Source organism: Clostridium carnis, from assembly GCF_054657435.1.
In genome coordinates this window covers 1,279,067-1,295,592 of the sequence record NZ_BAAHYS010000001.1, presented here as the reverse complement: position 1 = coordinate 1,295,592, position 16,526 = coordinate 1,279,067, and the positions used below count along the sequence as shown (strand labels likewise).

The 16,526-nt window shown below is 27.9% G+C and carries 14 protein-coding genes; 10 read left to right on the top strand and 4 right to left on the bottom strand.

Annotation, left to right across the window (positions count from 1 at the left end):
• Window positions 1-118: 118 nt before the first annotated feature.
• The 3 genes from ACYQ1T_RS05970 (at window position 119) to ACYQ1T_RS05960 (ending at window position 4,278) form a co-directional block, all read left to right on the top strand.
• Window positions 119-1,531: an NAD(P)/FAD-dependent oxidoreductase gene (locus ACYQ1T_RS05970; RefSeq protein WP_459832908.1), complete on the top strand. Its 1,413-nt coding sequence runs from the start codon at window positions 119-121 to the stop codon at window positions 1,529-1,531.
• Window positions 1,532-1,640: 109 nt separating this feature from the next.
• Window positions 1,641-2,780, top strand: coding sequence for a Card1-like endonuclease domain-containing protein (locus ACYQ1T_RS05965; protein WP_459832905.1), 1,140 nt, complete (start codon window positions 1,641-1,643; stop codon window positions 2,778-2,780).
• 130 nt (window positions 2,781-2,910) lie between these two features.
• Complete coding sequence (locus ACYQ1T_RS05960; RefSeq protein WP_459832902.1) at window positions 2,911-4,278, top strand: 6-phospho-beta-glucosidase; 1,368 nt, start codon at window positions 2,911-2,913, stop codon at window positions 4,276-4,278.
• Window positions 4,279-4,317: 39 nt separating this feature from the next.
• On the opposite strand, the gene ACYQ1T_RS05955 is transcribed toward ACYQ1T_RS05960, so the two are convergent.
• Together ACYQ1T_RS05955 and ACYQ1T_RS05950 are read right to left on the bottom strand one after the other, a co-directional pair.
• Complete coding sequence (locus ACYQ1T_RS05955) at window positions 4,318-5,121, bottom strand: MurR/RpiR family transcriptional regulator (protein ID WP_459832900.1); 804 nt, start codon at window positions 5,119-5,121, stop codon at window positions 4,318-4,320.
• A 12-nt stretch (window positions 5,122-5,133) separates the two neighbouring features.
• On the bottom strand, window positions 5,134-6,027 hold the full coding sequence (locus ACYQ1T_RS05950; RefSeq protein ID WP_459832897.1) for a phosphatidylserine decarboxylase: 894 nt from the start codon (window positions 6,025-6,027) through the stop codon (window positions 5,134-5,136).
• 144 nt (window positions 6,028-6,171) lie between these two features.
• On the opposite strand from ACYQ1T_RS05950, the gene ACYQ1T_RS05945 reads away from it, so the two are divergent.
• The 3 genes from ACYQ1T_RS05945 to ACYQ1T_RS05935 all read left to right on the top strand — a co-directional run bounded on the left by ACYQ1T_RS05945 (window position 6,172) and on the right by ACYQ1T_RS05935 (window position 9,476).
• A complete protein-coding gene (locus tag ACYQ1T_RS05945; protein ID WP_459832895.1) occupies window positions 6,172-6,495 on the top strand; it encodes a DUF1622 domain-containing protein in 324 nt (107 codons plus the stop codon).
• 339 nt (window positions 6,496-6,834) lie between these two features.
• Complete coding sequence (locus ACYQ1T_RS05940; RefSeq protein WP_459832892.1) at window positions 6,835-8,559, top strand: ferredoxin hydrogenase; 1,725 nt, start codon at window positions 6,835-6,837, stop codon at window positions 8,557-8,559.
• A gap of 131 nt (window positions 8,560-8,690) precedes the next feature.
• A complete protein-coding gene (locus ACYQ1T_RS05935; RefSeq protein WP_459832889.1) occupies window positions 8,691-9,476 on the top strand; it encodes a Cof-type HAD-IIB family hydrolase in 786 nt (261 codons plus the stop codon).
• A gap of 32 nt (window positions 9,477-9,508) precedes the next feature.
• Here the strand turns inward: ACYQ1T_RS05935 and ACYQ1T_RS05930 are convergent, their stop codons facing one another.
• On the bottom strand, window positions 9,509-11,116 hold the full coding sequence (locus tag ACYQ1T_RS05930; RefSeq protein ID WP_459832887.1) for an ABC-F family ATP-binding cassette domain-containing protein: 1,608 nt from the start codon (window positions 11,114-11,116) through the stop codon (window positions 9,509-9,511).
• A 481-nt stretch (window positions 11,117-11,597) separates the two neighbouring features.
• On the opposite strand from ACYQ1T_RS05930, the gene ACYQ1T_RS05925 reads away from it, so the two are divergent.
• A complete protein-coding gene (locus ACYQ1T_RS05925; RefSeq protein WP_459832884.1) occupies window positions 11,598-12,911 on the top strand; it encodes a sodium-dependent transporter in 1,314 nt (437 codons plus the stop codon).
• A gap of 54 nt (window positions 12,912-12,965) precedes the next feature.
• On the opposite strand, the gene trhA is transcribed toward ACYQ1T_RS05925, so the two are convergent.
• Window positions 12,966-13,613, bottom strand: a complete 648-nt coding sequence (trhA, locus tag ACYQ1T_RS05920; RefSeq protein WP_459832882.1) for a PAQR family membrane homeostasis protein TrhA — start codon at window positions 13,611-13,613, stop codon at window positions 12,966-12,968.
• 216 nt (window positions 13,614-13,829) lie between these two features.
• Here trhA and ACYQ1T_RS05915 point away from each other — a divergent pair, with 216 nt between their 5' ends.
• From ACYQ1T_RS05915 to ACYQ1T_RS05905, 3 genes are all read left to right on the top strand, one after another.
• Window positions 13,830-14,423, top strand: a complete 594-nt coding sequence (locus ACYQ1T_RS05915) for a DUF1836 domain-containing protein (protein WP_459832880.1) — start codon at window positions 13,830-13,832, stop codon at window positions 14,421-14,423.
• A complete protein-coding gene (locus tag ACYQ1T_RS05910) occupies window positions 14,423-16,123 on the top strand; it encodes an ABC-ATPase domain-containing protein (protein ID WP_459832877.1) in 1,701 nt (566 codons plus the stop codon). Before ACYQ1T_RS05915 ends, ACYQ1T_RS05910 begins: the two co-directional genes overlap by 1 nt.
• A 93-nt stretch (window positions 16,124-16,216) precedes the next feature.
• Window positions 16,217-16,504: a hypothetical protein gene (locus tag ACYQ1T_RS05905; RefSeq protein WP_459832874.1), complete on the top strand. Its 288-nt coding sequence runs from the start codon at window positions 16,217-16,219 to the stop codon at window positions 16,502-16,504.
• The last annotated feature ends 22 nt before the right edge of the window (window positions 16,505-16,526 follow it).

The following is a 16,526-nucleotide window of genomic DNA, read 5'->3' as shown; positions in this document are numbered from 1 at the left end:
GCTTGTAAAAATGCTTTAATTTATAAAAATAATAAAAAAAGCATTGATATAAGAAGAAAAAGGCGTATAATAATTATTGGATTTACGAAAACATTCGCAAATATAAGGGGGTTATTATATGTCTAAAAAGAATAATAAATATGATGTAATAATAATAGGAGCTGGTCCAAGTGGAGTTTTTACAGCATATGAACTTAATAAAATTAGCCCAGAAAAAAAGATTCTTATTATAGAAAAAGGAAGGTCAGTTCATAAAAGGTATTGTCCAATTCCTAAATTAAATAGATGTGTGAAGTGTAAGCCTTACTGTCATATAACTACCGGGTTTGCTGGAGCTGGAGCGTTCTCAGATGCAAAGTTATCATTATATGATACAGAAGTAGAGGAAGTATTAGTAGGGGGAAATTTACCAGAGGTTATAGGACATAAACATACTAAGGATTTAATAGATTACTGTGATGAAATTTACTTAGAATTTGGTGGAGAAAAAAATATTGCAGGTGTAGAGCATAAAGATGAAATCAAAAAAATTAAAAATAAAGCTAAAAGCCATGATATAAATTTAGTAGATATTCCAATAAGACATTTAGGGACAGAAAAGTCTAGAGAATTATATGGAAAGTTAGAGGATTATTTAATAGAGAATGGAGTAGAAATAATATTTCAAAGTCCAGTTAAAGATTTAATAATAGAAGATGGACAGGCTGTTGGGGTAATAACAGAAAGTCAAAATTACTATGGTGAAAAAATAGTAGTATCAGTAGGAAGAAATGGGGCAGATTTTTTATCGGATTTATGTGATAAACATAATATAACTAAATCTGTTGGAGTAGTTGATATCGGAGTAAGATTTGAAATGAAATCTGAGGGAGATATTCAAAAGGTTAATGAATTAATGTATGAAGGTAAGTTTATTGGAGAGATAGCACCATTTAAGGATAAGGTAAGAACATTCTGCCAAAATCCAGATGGGTTTGTTGCAGCAGAAGTCTATGATTCAGGGATTTCCTTAGCTAATGGACATGCTTATAAAGAAAAGAAAAGTGTAAATACAAACTTTGCAATACTTTCTTCACACAAGTTCACAGAACCATTTAATAAGCCTATAGAGTATGCTCATAAAGTTGCAGAGCTTACTAACCTTTTATCTAATGGAGATGTTGTAGTTCAAAGATTTGGAGATATATTAAATGGAAAAAGAACTTGGAAAAAGGAACTTGAAAATAACTCAGTAGAGGCAACTTTAAAAACTGCTATGCCAGGGGATATTACACTTGGAATTCCATATAGAACAATGACTAATATAGTAAACTTTATTTTAGAGATGGATAAAGTAGTAAAAGGATTTGCAAATCCAGATAATTTACTTTATGGTCCAGAAATTAAATTTTATTCTAATGCTATAAAACTTGATGAAAATTTAGAAACAAATATCAAAAATTTACATGCAATTGGGGATGGAGCTGGTTTAACAAGAGGATTAATGATGGCATCATGCTCAGGAGTATATTTAGCAAGAAAATTATTTTAAACTACGGAAAGAGAGAATTTTTTTATGAATTCTCTCTTTTCTAATATAAAGAATTATATTTGGGTAAATTAATAAAGAATATGTTTAAATTAGAAAAGAAGGTATAGGTATGAGCATAGATATACTAATTAACCAATTAGATGAACACAATCAAGGTAGTATATTAGCTACTAAAAAATTCAAACCTAGGGAAGTTATTTTTATAAGAGATTCAAATGAAGAACAAGGGATATCATCTATAAAACAATATTATGAGAATTATATGCCTAAGGTTATTTTTAAAGATATTACAGTAAATGAAGGTAGCTATAAAGATCTTCAATTAATTATAAATTCAAATAAAGATAAAGAGATATTAGTAAATTTAACTGGGGGGAAAAGAATTAATTCTTTAATGTTATCTAAAATCTGTAGGGATAGTAATATTAAAACAATTTATGTTGATATAAAAGATAAAATTTTATATACATTAGGAAATGAAATAGATATTTTAAAAGAAGAATTTGATGACTTAGAAATAAATCATATAGTAAGAGCATCAGGAGGGGAAGTTTTAGATGATTCTACTAGTTTATGTACTAAGGAAGATTTAGTATATTTAACAAGGAAAATTTCTAAAAATATTAACTTATGGCATAAACATAAGCAAAAACTATATGATGCTAATATTTTTACTCATGATTATCAAAATCCCAAAAAAGTTATAGTTAAAATGAAGATGCTAGATGAAAATGAAAAAACATTACTAGAAAAAATATTAGTTAAACTTAAGGAAATGCAGGGAATAGACTATAAAAAAATAAATAATGATGATATTGAAGTGGAATTTCTAAATGATTATTTAAAAGGTTTTATATTTAAAAGTGGTACATGGTTAGAAATGGCTACTAATATTATGATAAATGAAATTAAAGATATTGATCAAGTTAAAAGTGGTGTAATATTTCTATGGAATGATAATATAAAAACAGTTCGCAATGAAGTTGATGTTGTAGCAGTAAAGGATTCTATCCCTATATTTATATCTTGTAAAGATAGTGACAAGTACAATGAAGCAGCATTAAATGAATTAAATGTTTATAGTGAAAAAATTGGAGGAGAAAGAGTTTATAAAATATTAGTTGCAACAAAAGAACCTATAAAACTTCCTGTTAGAGAAAGAGCTAAGGAAATGGGAATAAACTTAGTTATTTTTGATGGAGATGAAAATAAATTTAAAAAACAAATAGAGCATATAATAAAAGGATAAATATAGCCCTCTTATAAGTTTGAATATTTTCAAAATTTGAAATTATTAGTTATGAAAAAAAATTATAATTAGGATATAAGATAAAAAATACTTTCAAATAAAAGTTTTGATTTATAGGGGGGATTTATTTATGAATAATAAAGGATTAAAAATTGTAACTATTGGAGGGGGATCAAGCTATACTCCTGAACTAGTAGAAGGATTAATAAAGAGATATGATGAAATGCCTGTTAGTGAATATTGGCTTGTGGATATTGAAGAGGGAAAAGAAAAATTAGAAATAGTAGGTGCTTTAGCTAAGAGAATGGTAGAAAAAGCAGGAGTACCAATGAAAATACATTTAACATTAGATAGAAGAGAAGCGTTAAAGGATGCAGATTTTGTAACAACTCAGTTAAGAGTTGGATTATTAGCAGCACGCGCTAAAGATGAAAGAATTCCTTTAAGTCATGGTTTTTTAGGTCAAGAAACTAATGGAGCTGGCGGTTTATTTAAAGCATTAAGAACAGTACCAGTAATATTAGATATAGCAAGAGACATTCAGGAATTATGCCCTAATGCATGGCTTATAAACTTTACAAATCCAGCTGGAATTGTAACAGAGGCATTATTAAGATATGGTGTTCATAAAAAGGTAATTGGAGTTTGCAATGTACCAATAGGATTACATTATTCATTTGCAGAGTTATTAAAGGTTGATCCATCTAGAATAACAGTAGATTTTGCAGGGTTAAATCATATGGTTTATGCAGAAAGAGTTTATTTAGATGGAAAAGATGCTACTAAAGAAATAATAGAGAAATTATTAGTGCCTGGAGAAGCTGTTCAAACAATGGCTAATATAAAAGGATTTGAATGGGATGCAGCATTTATAAAGGCCACAGGAATAATTCCTTGTCCATATCATAGATATTACTATAAAACTAGAGATATGCTTTCAAGTGAGCTAGAAGAATTTAAAAAGGGTGAAACTAGAGCAGAAGTAGTAATGAAGTTAGAGGAAAAGCTATTTGAATTATATAAAGATATTAATTTACAAGAAAAGCCAGAAGAACTTTCAAAACGTGGTGGAGCGCATTATTCAGATGTAGCTTGTAATGTTATAAATGGAATCTATAATGATAAAAATACAATAATAGCAGTTAATACAAAAAATAATGGTGTGTTAAAGCAGTTTGATAATGATTCAGCAGTAGAAATAAGTTGTTATATAGGAAAAAATGGTCCTAAGGCAGTTGAGACAGTAACAGCACTACCTATATTTGCACAAGGTCTAACATCACAAATAAAGTCATTTGAGAGATTAGCTGCAGAGGCTGCATATACAGGAGATTATAATACTGCCTTATTAGCAATGACTACAAATCCATTAATTGCAGATGATATTAGAGGTAGAAAAATATTAAATGAAATGCTAGTTGCTCATAAAAAATATTTACCACAATTTAAAAATGTAATAGATCAAATAGAAAAAATTGAAAGGGCAGAATTTAATTAAATATTTAAGGCGTAGATTTTTTAGTCTACGCCTGCTTATTTAACGCTTAGAATACAAATTACCATATCGAATATAGATATATTCGATAAGATAATTCAAAGCATATCTATTATTTTGTATATAATCACTGGAACTATTTTGGGGTGGCAGATAAATTATATAATCACTATGTTTTTTATATTCAGGTTTTTTACTTTCGCTTATTATAACAAGAGTAGCTGAACTAGATTTAATCTTTTTCCATAATCTTTCGTGGTAGATATTAAATCTACCAGTTGGAGAGATTAATATAGCAAGAGAATTCTCATCAAGCTTTTCTGCAAGATGCTCTTGTTCTTGGACATCATTAGAGTGATATATAAGTTTAGATACATTAACAAATTTACGCTGCAAATCTTGAGCCATAAGCTGAGCAAACTGAGTTCCAAATATATAAACATAATCTTTAGAAAAAATAAGATCAATAACTCTATCAATAATTTTTAAATCAAAAAAGTTTTTTGCTTGTAAAATTTCATTATTTATTTCTAAAGACATATTATTTAATATATCTTCACGACTAATATCAAAGGACATAGAATTAGGTTTCATAAGTCCATTATAGTAATTATCTATATTAAACTTAGCATTTTGTTTAAATTCAATCAGGCTAGAATAACCAAGCTTATGACAAAATCTAGTTATTGTAGCTGGGGAGGTATAACAAATATCTGCTAATTTATTTATAGACATATTAGGAATTTCCTTTATATTTTGAAGCATAGTTATAGCAATTGTATAATTTAAATCATTATCTTTGCTACTATTTAAAAATAATAATAATCTATAGATTAAATCCCCCAAAAAATTCACTCCTTAAGAATTAGCCTTTTTACCTATAGTTTCTCCCATTAAAACTTTTGTCTCAAAGCCAAGGGATGATTGATCTAATATAACATCATCAATTTTTACTGTATTCTTTTTAAAGAATAATATGGTTGTAGATCCACCAAACTTAAAATATCCTTTTTCAGATCCTTTAGATACTTTTTCATTAGGAGTATAGCTTTGAATTATAGATCCAACACATGTGGCTCCAACTTCTACATGAATAATATCTCCAAAGTTTTCAGACTTAAATATAGACCACTCTCTTTTATTTTGACAATATAATTTAGGAATCCTTTCTAGAGCCATAGGATTTACGGAATAATAGTTTCCTTTTATAAATTTATTTTCAAGAGGAATTCCATTATCTATAAAGTGAAATCTATGATAATCCGTAGGACATAATCTTAAGATTAAACAAACACCGCCATTATATTCTTGTGCAATTTTATCATCAGCAATAAGTTCAGATAAACTATAAGTAATTCCTTTAACTTGAACTAATTTGTTAACTGATATGTCAGTAAAGGCAAGCAATCTACCATCACCAGGAGATACTAAAGCTTCAGAAGACATATCTATAGGTCTAGCTTCATTTTTTAATGTTCTTACAAAAAAGTCATTAAAATTATTAAAATCACTTATTTTTTGATTAGATATGTTCATATCTATATCAAAATCTTTTATAAATGAATTTATTTTTTTCTTGCTTAAGCCAGTATCGCAAAAAGTTCCATATATTTTTGAGAAAAGTTTTCTTTTAATTAAAAGTTCAGTAAGTCCTTTTCCAACAGGAGATTCATACGACCACTTTATATAGTTGCCACCAGCAACATTTTCAACTTCATAACTATCAGTAGTTCTATTATAAATTCTTATCATTATATTACCTCGACTTTAAAATAACTTATATTATTATATTAACATAAATAGTATATAATAATTCTTAAAAAATATATAAATTTATTTACTTAAGATATGTAATGTTAGATAATTATATAAATAATATAAATAGGGGGAACAGCTATGTTAGAACATTTTGTAACGACAATAGTTCCAATAGGAATTCATTTGCTAGAAACTATGGGTATTTTAATTATAATAATAGGAGCATTAAAAGCTTTTTATAAGTATGGTTTAAACTTAATTGCCAAAAAGAATTATTCAATTAAATTAGAGTTTGCACAATCATTAACTTTAGCTTTAGAGTTTAAATTAGGTGCTGAGATATTAAAAACTGTAATAGTTAGATCTTTAGATGAAATGTATATACTAGCAGCAATTATATTATTAAGAGCTATATTAGCGTTTGTAATTCATTGGGAAATGAAGTCTGATATTCACAGTTAATATGAAAATTATACTTGTTTATGGAAAATTTTATAATTTTATAATTAATTTAGGAGTATTTTTAAGAAAGACATTGATTACAATGTCTTTTTTGTACTATTTTACAATAAAACAGATATAAATCGACTAATTTGGATATATTTTTACATTGTTCATAAGGAGTATTTATCGTAAAATCAAATATGTTAAAAGAAAAACATATTAAATAATTATTATTTGAAAGTAATGATTTTTATTTAACGATATGATAAAATAAAGAGTATTATGTAGTGTAAGGATTTTAAATTTGTAAATTGTAAGAATTTATGCAGAAATTAATTGTGGAGGTACACAGCTAGTATGAAAAATATAATTATTGATGGTAAAAAGATAGAAGTAACAGAAGATAAGAGTATATTAAAAATAGCTAAAGAAAATGCAATAGAAATTCCAGCATTATGTTTCCTAGAGGATTGTAACAATATAGGTCAATGTGGAACATGCCTTGTTGAAATAGAGGGACAGGATGAGCTAGTTAGAGCTTGTTGTATTAACCCACAAGATGGAATGGTTATTAATACTAATACTGAGAGAGTTCAAGAGGAAGTAAAAAAGACCGTTTCAGCTCTTTTAGATAAACATGAATTCAAATGTGGTCCATGTAAAAGAAGAGAAAACTGCGAATTTTTAAAACTAGTAATTAAAACTAAGGCAAGAGCTTCTAAGCCATTTATTGTTCAAGATAAATCAGAATATATAGATGATAGAAGTAAGTCAATAGTATTAGATAGAACTAAGTGTGTTAAGTGTGGAAGATGTGTAGCAGCATGTAAAGTAAAGACAGGAACAGAGTCTATAAAATTCCAAGAAGTAAATGGTGAAATGATAGTTGGACCAGAACACTTAAAGTGTTTTGATGATACTAACTGTTTACTATGTGGACAATGTGTGGCAGCATGCCCTGTAGATGCATTATCTGAAAAGTCACATACAGATAGAGTTAAAGAAGCATTAGAAAATCCTGAAAAGCATGTTATAGCAGCGATGGCACCATCAGTTAGAACTGCTATGGGTGAGTTATTTAAAATGGGATATGGGGTAGATGTAACTGGTAAGATATATACTGCTCTTAGAAAATTAGGCTTTGATAAAATATTTGATATAAATTTTGGTGCTGATATGACAATAATGGAAGAAGCAACAGAGTTAGTTCAAAGAATAGAAAAAAATGGACCGTTCCCAATGTTTACATCATGTTGTCCAGCTTGGGTTAGACAAGTTGAAAACTATTATCCAGAATTAAGAAAAAATTTATCAAGTGCTAAGTCACCACAACAAATATTTGGGGCTGCAAGTAAGACATATTACCCACAAGTTTCAGATATAGATCCAGCAAATGTATTTACTGTTACTATAATGCCATGTACAGCTAAGAAGTTTGAAGCTGATAGACCAGAAATGGAAAATAATGATTTAAGAAATATAGATGCAGTTATTACTACAAGGGAATTAGCTAAGATGATAAAAGATGCAAAAATTGATTTTGCAAAATTAGAGGACTCAGAAGTAGATCCAGCAATGGGAGAATATACTGGTGCAGGAGCAATCTTTGGTGCTACTGGTGGTGTAATGGAAGCTGCTTTAAGAACAGCAAAAGATTTTGTTGAAGGTGCCGATTTAGAAAATATAGAATATTATCAAGTAAGAGGATTAGAGGGCATAAAAGAAGCTACTGTACAAATTGGTGGATCTGATTATAATGTTGCAGTTATAAATGGAGCTTCAAGTCTTTTCGAGTTTATTAAAAGTGGAAAGCTGAAAGAAAAAGATTATCACTTTATAGAAGTAATGGCTTGCCCAGGAGGATGCGTAAATGGTGGAGGACAGCCACATGTTAACTCTGCTGATAGATCAAAGATAGATATAAGATCTGTTAGAGCATCTGTTTTATATAATCAAGATAAGAATCTTAAAAAGAGAAAATCTCATGAAAACTCTGCATTAAATAAAATGTATGAAACTTATATGGGTGAACCTGGACATGGAAAAGCTCATGAATTACTTCATATAAAATACGATAAGTAATATAAAAATAACCTCTAGTTATAAAGCTAGAGGTTATTATTTTAAATGATAAATTTCAATTTATAAAAATAATAGAATGATAATATATGCTATAATAATAAAAGTTAAAAACGTAAGAAGCGAGGTAAAGAATGAAGTATTTAGCAAGTGATTTAGATGGAACTTTAGTACATGAAAATAAAATTAAAAAGCAAGATATAGAGGCTATATTAAAATTAAAAGAAAAGGGATATAAGTTCATTATTTCTACAGGTAGAAGTCTAAGTGGAATAGATAAAATCTTTGATAACTATCCAGAGGTTAAATATGATTATATAGTGGCTTGTAATGGAGCTTTTATATTAGATAAAGATAGAAATATTATTTATGATAATCAAATAAGCAGTGAAGTTGCGGAAAGAGTTTTTAGAGATTATATAGATAGTGAAAATGTATGTATGCATTTTGAAGCAAATGGTGAGAACTTTCTTATAGATCCATTAAAAAATGATGGTATTGAAGAATTATTAAATTATTTTCAAGATATAATACCAAGGGACAAGGTTTTTAATCAAAATAAAACTTATACGCTAATAAGTTTATTTACAAGATATCAAAATAGAGAATTAGCAGAAGAAACAAAAAATATATTATTAAAAAACTATGAAAAAGAATTAGAGGTATTTAGAAACCAACACTTTATAGATATAGCCCCTAAAAACTGTTCAAAGGGAAATGGAATATTAAAGGTTTTAGAATTAGATGGTGGAAATGTTGAAAAATTATATACTATTGGAGATTCTTATAATGATATATCAATGTTTAAGATAACAGAAAATAGCTTTACATTTAATGATGTAGAAGATGGTGTTAAAGAAATGGCAAATAATTATGTTAATAGTGTAAGTGAGTGTATAGAAAAGATAATATCAAAGTAAAAATAAAGTGCCGCTAAATGCGGCACTTTATATTAGTTTTTACCAGAGAACTCTAAGTACTCATCATAACTCATAGTTCTATCAACAATAGAACCATCTGTTTTTATGTCTATGATTCTATTAGCTATTGTTTGTATAAATTGATGGTCATGAGATGCAAATAGTATAACACTCTTATAATCTCTAAGACCGTTATTTACTGCTGTAATTGATTCAAGATCTAAGTGGTTTGTAGGTTGATCTAAAACTAATACGTTAGCATTAGATAACATCATTCTAGATAACATACATCTAACCTTTTCTCCCCCAGATAATACACTAGCTTTCTTTAAAGCTTCTTCTCCAGAGAATAACATTCTACCTAAGAATCCTCTTAAATAGCTTTCAGATTGCTCTTCAAGGCTGCTACCTGAATATTGTCTAAGCCATTCTACAAGGCTTAAGTTACAATCTTCAAAGAATTCATTATTATCTTTAGGGAAGTAAGCATTTGTTATAGTTATTCCCCATTTGAATTCTCCACTATCAGCTTCCATTTCACCGTTTAATATTTTAAATAATGTTGAAACAGCAATTTCATTATCACCAATGAAAGCAATTTTATCATCTTTATTTACTCTAAAGCTTACGTTATCTAAAACTTTAACTCCATCTATAGTTTTAGTTAAACCTTCAACAGTTAGTATTTCATTACCAACTTCTCTTTCAGGTTTAAATCCAACGAAAGGATATCTTCTACTTGATGGTTCAATATCATCTAATGTAATCTTATCTAAAAGCTTTTTACGAGAAGTTGCTTGCTTAGATTTTGATGCATTAGCACTAAATCTAGCGATAAAGTCTTGTAATTCTTTAATTTTCTCTTCTTTTTTCTTATTTTGATCCTTAGACATTTGAAGTGCTAATTGGCTTGATTCATACCAGAAATCGTAGTTACCTACATATAGCTTAATCTTACCAAAATCAACGTCTGCCATAATAGTACATACAGTATTTAAGAAATGTCTATCATGGGATACAACTATTACAGTTCCTTCAAATCTTAAAAGGAAATCTTCTAACCAGTTAATTGATTTAATATCTAAATGGTTAGTAGGTTCGTCTAGAACTAGTATTCCTGGGTTACCAAATAAAGCTTGAGCTAAAAGAATTTTTACCTTATCTCCACCAACAAGCTCAGACATTTTCTTATAATGCATATCAGTTCCAATTCCTAAACCTTGAAGTAATGAAGAAGCTTCTGATTCTGCTTCCCATCCATTCATGTCAGCAAATTCTCCTTCTAATTCAGAGGCTCTTATACCATCTTCATCAGAAAAATCTGGCTTTGCATATAAAGCATCCTTTTCTTCCATTATTTCATATAATCTTTTATTTCCCATTATTACAGTTTGTAATACTTCGAATTCATCATATTCAAAGTGGTCTTGCTTTAAAACAGACATTCTTGTATTAGGAGCTATTATAACTTCACCAGTATTAGGTTCTACTTCACCAGATAAAATTTTTAAGAATGTACTCTTACCAGCTCCATTAGCACCAATAACACCATAACAGTTACCAGGATTGAATTTTAAGTTTACGTCTTCAAAAAGCTTACGTCCACCAAATCTTAAACTTACGTTTGATACAGTTATCACTAAAAACCGACCTCATTTCTAAAATTATTCATTTTGTTATTATATCATAAACTTAACATATTTTCATTTGAAGATAAAAGAAATATTTCGAAAATTTAATGGAAATAGAGTAAATTATTAAATTTTCAGAATATATTATCTTGACACTTGTAAAATATGGTGATATGATTTGGTAAAATGAAGTTTTAGGAGAATGGAAATGAGTAAAAAAATTAACTTTACATTGTTAAAAGTTAATAAAGCGTATTATTTTAACTATTATAGGTAGGACTTGTATTTATAAAATATTATAGATGCAAGCCGATAATAACAAAACTTTGGTTTGTATCTATGATGGTTAGAAATGTTTGCTATGCTCAGTTTTTTAGCTAATATTGCCACATAGATAATGCTATGTGGCTTTTTATATTTAACCCAGTATATTAACCATATAGCAAAGGCTATATGGTTTTATTTTTTATTTTAAGGGGGACAGTAGGATATGAAGAAAAGAGAAAATTTTTCTAGTAAAGCAGGATTTATATTATCCTGTATAGGAGCAGCTGTAGGACTAGGGAACATTTGGATGTTTCCATATAGGTTAGGTCAAAATGGAGGATCAGTATTTTTAATACCATACTTTATTTTTGTACTTATTTTAGGATCAACAGGGCTAATTACAGAATTTACTTTTGGTAGGGCGTCAGAAGGTGGAGTTTTAACAGGAGTAAAAAATACATTTAAAAACAAAGGATTAAAAGGTGGAGTAATTTTAGGAATTATACCAGCAGTAGGATTAGCAGGAGTTTTTATGTTTTATAATGTAGTTGTAGGCTGGATTATGAAATACTTTACCTTAAGTGTAACAGGTGGGATAAATAAACTTGATATTCCAACATTCTTTGATGGCTTTGCAGGAAGTCCAGAAACTATATTTTGGAATATGATAGCTATAGCGTTGGCATTAGTTATAGTTTGTATGGGAGTAACAAAAGGAATAGAAAAAAGTAATAAGATTATAATGCCATTATTATTTGCTATATTTGTATTATTAGCAGTAAGATCATTGACATTACCAGGAGCAATGAATGGGGTAAAATATCTTTTAACACCTCAATGGGAATACTTATTTAAGGTAAATACTTGGGTTATGGCGTTGGGACAGGCATTTTTTACAGTATCGTTAAATGGATGTGGGATGGTTGTTTATGGTAGCTATATGAAAAAAGATATGGATATACCAAGGTCAGCTTTAAGTACAGCAATATTAGATACAATGTCAGCATTATTAGCATCTTTTGTTATAATGCCAGCTGTATTTGCATTTGGACTAGACCCAGCAGCAGGGCCACCGTTATTATTTATAACTATACCAACAATATTTAAAGCAATGCCAGGTGGACAATTATTAAGTATATTATTCTTCTTAAGTGTAATATTTGCAGCAATAAGTTCATCTATAAATATGTTAGAAGGTCCTGTTGAGTCATTTATGTCACAAATAAATATAAGTAGAAAAAAAGCTACTATATTAATATCAGTGGCAGCCTTTATCCTTTCAATACCATTAAATTTAAACATGAATTTATTTAGTGGATTTGCAGATTTGATGACAGTAATTTTATCACCAGTTGGAGCATTGATAGTGTTTATAGTAGTTTATTATATTTGGGATAAAAATAAAACTATAGAAGAAATAAATGCTGGATCAAAAAGAAAGTTAGGAAATGGATTTATATTATTTGCAAAATATGGATTTACCGCTATTACTATATTAGTTATAGTTTTAGGAGTTATGTATGGTGGAATAGGTTAAATGAAAAAGCAGATTGAGTACTTCTCAATCTGCTTTTTGAGTTTTTATGAAAATTTATAATAAATATGTGAAAACACATATAAAGTGGCTTAGACTACCTAATAAAATAAATATATGAAATATTTCATGGAAACCAAAGGAGCCAAATTGAAGTTTGCTTGGTTTAATACCATAAATAACTCCACCAATTGTATAAAAAATTCCACCAAGTACTAATAAAAATAGACTAAATGGTGACATTACTTGCGATAGAGGTTTTATTACAAAAATAGCACTCCAACCCATAATGATATAAATAGCTGTTTGAAGCCATCTTGGTGAGTTAAACCATAAAAGTTTAAAAGCTACACCAGCAATTGCTACTAAAATCATTACAGTAAAGAATATAATTCCAGGTTGACCTCCAAGAGCAATTAAGCAAAATGGAGCATATGAGCCAGCAATAAGAATAAAAATCATAGAATGATCTAATTTTCTAAGCCTTAAAATAATTTCGTCAGTTGAAATTACTCCATGATATGTGGCAGAAACACTATATAAGGCTATAAGGCTTATTCCAAAGATAACAAGGGATGCAAATTGTAATCCTGTAAAATTATTATTTATACCTTTTATAATCATAGCCATTAAAGCAAATAACGATAAAACTGCTCCAATCCAATGAGTGATACTATTTATTGGTTCTCTTAAATGTTTTTCCAAAATAAACACCTCTCTAACAATATGTAGTTTTTAAAACTACGTAATACTATAATAATATTATTGACTAAAGATTGGCTTAAGTCAATGTTAAAGTAAAGCTATTAAAAGAAAAATAATACTAATTTTTAAGGTTTTTCTTGAAATATCTATATAATACTATTATTATTAAATATATAGATAATGTTAGGTAGTTTTAAAAACTATGTGGAGGTATATATGGATTTGGAAATGTTAAAGGAAAAATTTATAGAACTAAATTTAGAAAAGCAATTAACTTTAGAGGAGATACCAGAACTTGATTTATACATGGATCAGGTTACTCAACTTTTTGATAATAAGTTTATAAACTCAAAGAGAAATGAAGAAGATAAAGCATTAACAAAAACAATGGTTAATAACTATGCAAAAGGTAAGCTTTTAATGTCTGTAAAAAACAAGAAGTATAGCAAAGAACATGTTATTTTAATGAGTTTAATATATAACTTAAAAGGGGCATTATCAATAAGTGATATAAAGTCAGCTTTAGATAATATAGTTAGTAAGATTGAAAATGGAGAAGAGTATCCGTTAAGAGAAGTGTATAAATTATATTTAGAGCAATATAATAATGATGTTATAGATGTAGAACTATCAGTTTCAGAAAAAGCTGAAGCTATTGAAGAAAGATTAATTAATAATGAAAAAGGATTAGATGAATTTGAAAAAAACTTTTTACTTTTAAGTTCATTTGTAAATATGAGCAATATGTATAGAAGAATGAGTGAAAAGCTTATAGATGATTATTTTAGTAGTTATGAAGGGGAAAAATAATGAAAAATTCTAATGATTTAAAGGGTGAGTTAAATAGAATTGATGGAAGAAGCTATAGGGCATATAAAGATTTAGAAGGACAATATCAATTTGAAAAATATATTCTTAGTATAGATCATGTTCAAGGGGATCCATTTGCATCACCATCTAGAGTAAGAATAATAATTAATCAAAATATAGCTAATTTTTCTGAAGAATTATTTAATGAAAAGCACAAGAATATAGCTACAAGTGATTATTTAACAAGACTTTTTTATTCTAATATAAATAAATATAGTGAAAGAGTATTTGGATCTGGTAAAAGTGGTCTTATAGCTATAAGTAAATGTCCACAAGAAATTTTAGAAAGAACATCTATAATAATTGATAAGAATAAAATAGAGGCAAGAATATATGTAGGTTTTCCATCTAGAGGAAGAACAGTACTTTCAAAGGAGCTTGAAAAAATACTATATAATGTTATACCAAGTATAGTAGAAAATACCTTAATTTATAATAATATAAATAAAAGTAAATTAATAAATAGAGTTAAGCTAGTAGAAGATCAAGAAGAAATAAGAGAAAAACTAAAGGATTTAGGGTTAGTAGCTTTTATTGCAAATGGTTCAATGTTACCAAGAGAAAGTGGAGTATCTACTAGACCATTAAAATTAGGAAAAGCTTTTAAATCTCCAAAAGAATTAGAAGTAGAAATAGTAACTAAAAATAATGGAATTGTAAGTGGAATGGGAATAAGAAAAGGGATTACTCTTATAGTTGGTGGTGGATATCATGGAAAATCAACTCTTTTAAAAGCATTAGAACTTGGAGTATATAATCATATAGAAGGTGATGGAAGAGAGTTTGTTATTACAGATAATACAGCATTTAAAGTAAGAGCAGAAGATGGTAGAGCTATAACCAAAACAGATATATCTTTATTTATAGATAATCTTCCAAATGGTAAGGATACAATAAATTTTACAACAGAAAATGCAAGTGGAAGTACATCACAATCAGCTAATATTATTGAAGCTATAGAAAGTAAAACAAAACTATTATTAATAGATGAAGATACTTCTGCAACTAACTTTATGATGAGAGATGATTTAATGCAAAGATTAGTAGCAAAAGATAAGGAACCAATTACACCATTTATTGAGATAGTTAAACCTATATATGAGCAATTAGATATATCTTCAATTATAGTGGTAGGAAGTTCAGGAGACTTCTTTGATGTTGCAGATTGTGTTATTCAAATGGATAATTACGATACAAAGGATGTTACAAAAGAAGCTAAATCTTTAATGCGGGGAGAAATACTAAAAAGAATAAAAGAAAGAAATCTTAAAATAAATATTAAATTTAATAAAATTATTAAAAAAGGAACTATAGAAGAAGGACCTAAAGGAGTTAAAATAAAGACTATAGGTATAGATGCAATAAATATAAATAAAGAAAACATAGATTTAAGATCAGTAGAGCAAATAGTAGATACAGAACAATTAAATACTATTGGTTCAGCTATGAAATGGGCAGAAAATAACATAGCTTCTAAAAATCTACCTTTTGAAACAATGGTAGATACAATAATTTCAGAGGTAAATAAAAATGGACTAATTACAATTGAAAAAATAAAAGGGGGATGTGGAAGCTTAGCTATGCCAAGAAAGCAAGAAATAATGGCTACTTACAATAGATATAGAAAATTAAAAATATAAATCCATCACAAATATATATAGTTGGAGAACCTGGAGTAGTTACAGAGGAAACTGTTAACTATTTAAAGAAATAAGGTTTATAGAAAAGGAAAAATGTTTGATATTAAAGATTTGATTTATAAAAAACCGGTACTATCTGCAATATGTATTGATTTATTTTCTTTGAGCTTACTTATATTAACAATTAAATATAATTTGAAAGCTTTGTTTGTAGTAATTTTAATAATTTTAACGGTGATAAATGGAAAAATATTAATGAATGGAATAGATATGAAAAAGATAAATAAAATAGTTATAATTGTCAGCATGTCTATTACGATAATAGTAATGATATTTTATAATTACTATACAGTACTTAACAGAGTTATTAATATGATTTAACAACATTAAAAAGAGGTCATAA

Coding starts and splice junctions, on each gene's coding strand:
- ACYQ1T_RS05970 (WP_459832908.1), top strand. CDS start 119: ATGTCTAAAAAGAATAATAAATATGATGTAATAATAATAGGAGCTGGT.
- ACYQ1T_RS05965 (WP_459832905.1), top strand. CDS start 1,641: ATGAGCATAGATATACTAATTAACCAATTAGATGAACACAATCAAGGT.
- ACYQ1T_RS05960 (WP_459832902.1), top strand. CDS start 2,911: ATGAATAATAAAGGATTAAAAATTGTAACTATTGGAGGGGGATCAAGC.
- ACYQ1T_RS05950 (WP_459832897.1), bottom strand. CDS start 6,027: ATGATAAGAATTTATAATAGAACTACTGATAGTTATGAAGTTGAAAAT.
- ACYQ1T_RS05945 (WP_459832895.1), top strand. CDS start 6,172: ATGTTAGAACATTTTGTAACGACAATAGTTCCAATAGGAATTCATTTG.
- ACYQ1T_RS05940 (WP_459832892.1), top strand. CDS start 6,835: ATGAAAAATATAATTATTGATGGTAAAAAGATAGAAGTAACAGAAGAT.
- ACYQ1T_RS05935 (WP_459832889.1), top strand. CDS start 8,691: ATGAAGTATTTAGCAAGTGATTTAGATGGAACTTTAGTACATGAAAAT.
- ACYQ1T_RS05925 (WP_459832884.1), top strand. CDS start 11,598: ATGAAGAAAAGAGAAAATTTTTCTAGTAAAGCAGGATTTATATTATCC.
- ACYQ1T_RS05915 (WP_459832880.1), top strand. CDS start 13,830: ATGGATTTGGAAATGTTAAAGGAAAAATTTATAGAACTAAATTTAGAA.
- ACYQ1T_RS05910 (WP_459832877.1), top strand. CDS start 14,423: ATGAAAAATTCTAATGATTTAAAGGGTGAGTTAAATAGAATTGATGGA.
- ACYQ1T_RS05905 (WP_459832874.1), top strand. CDS start 16,217: ATGTTTGATATTAAAGATTTGATTTATAAAAAACCGGTACTATCTGCA.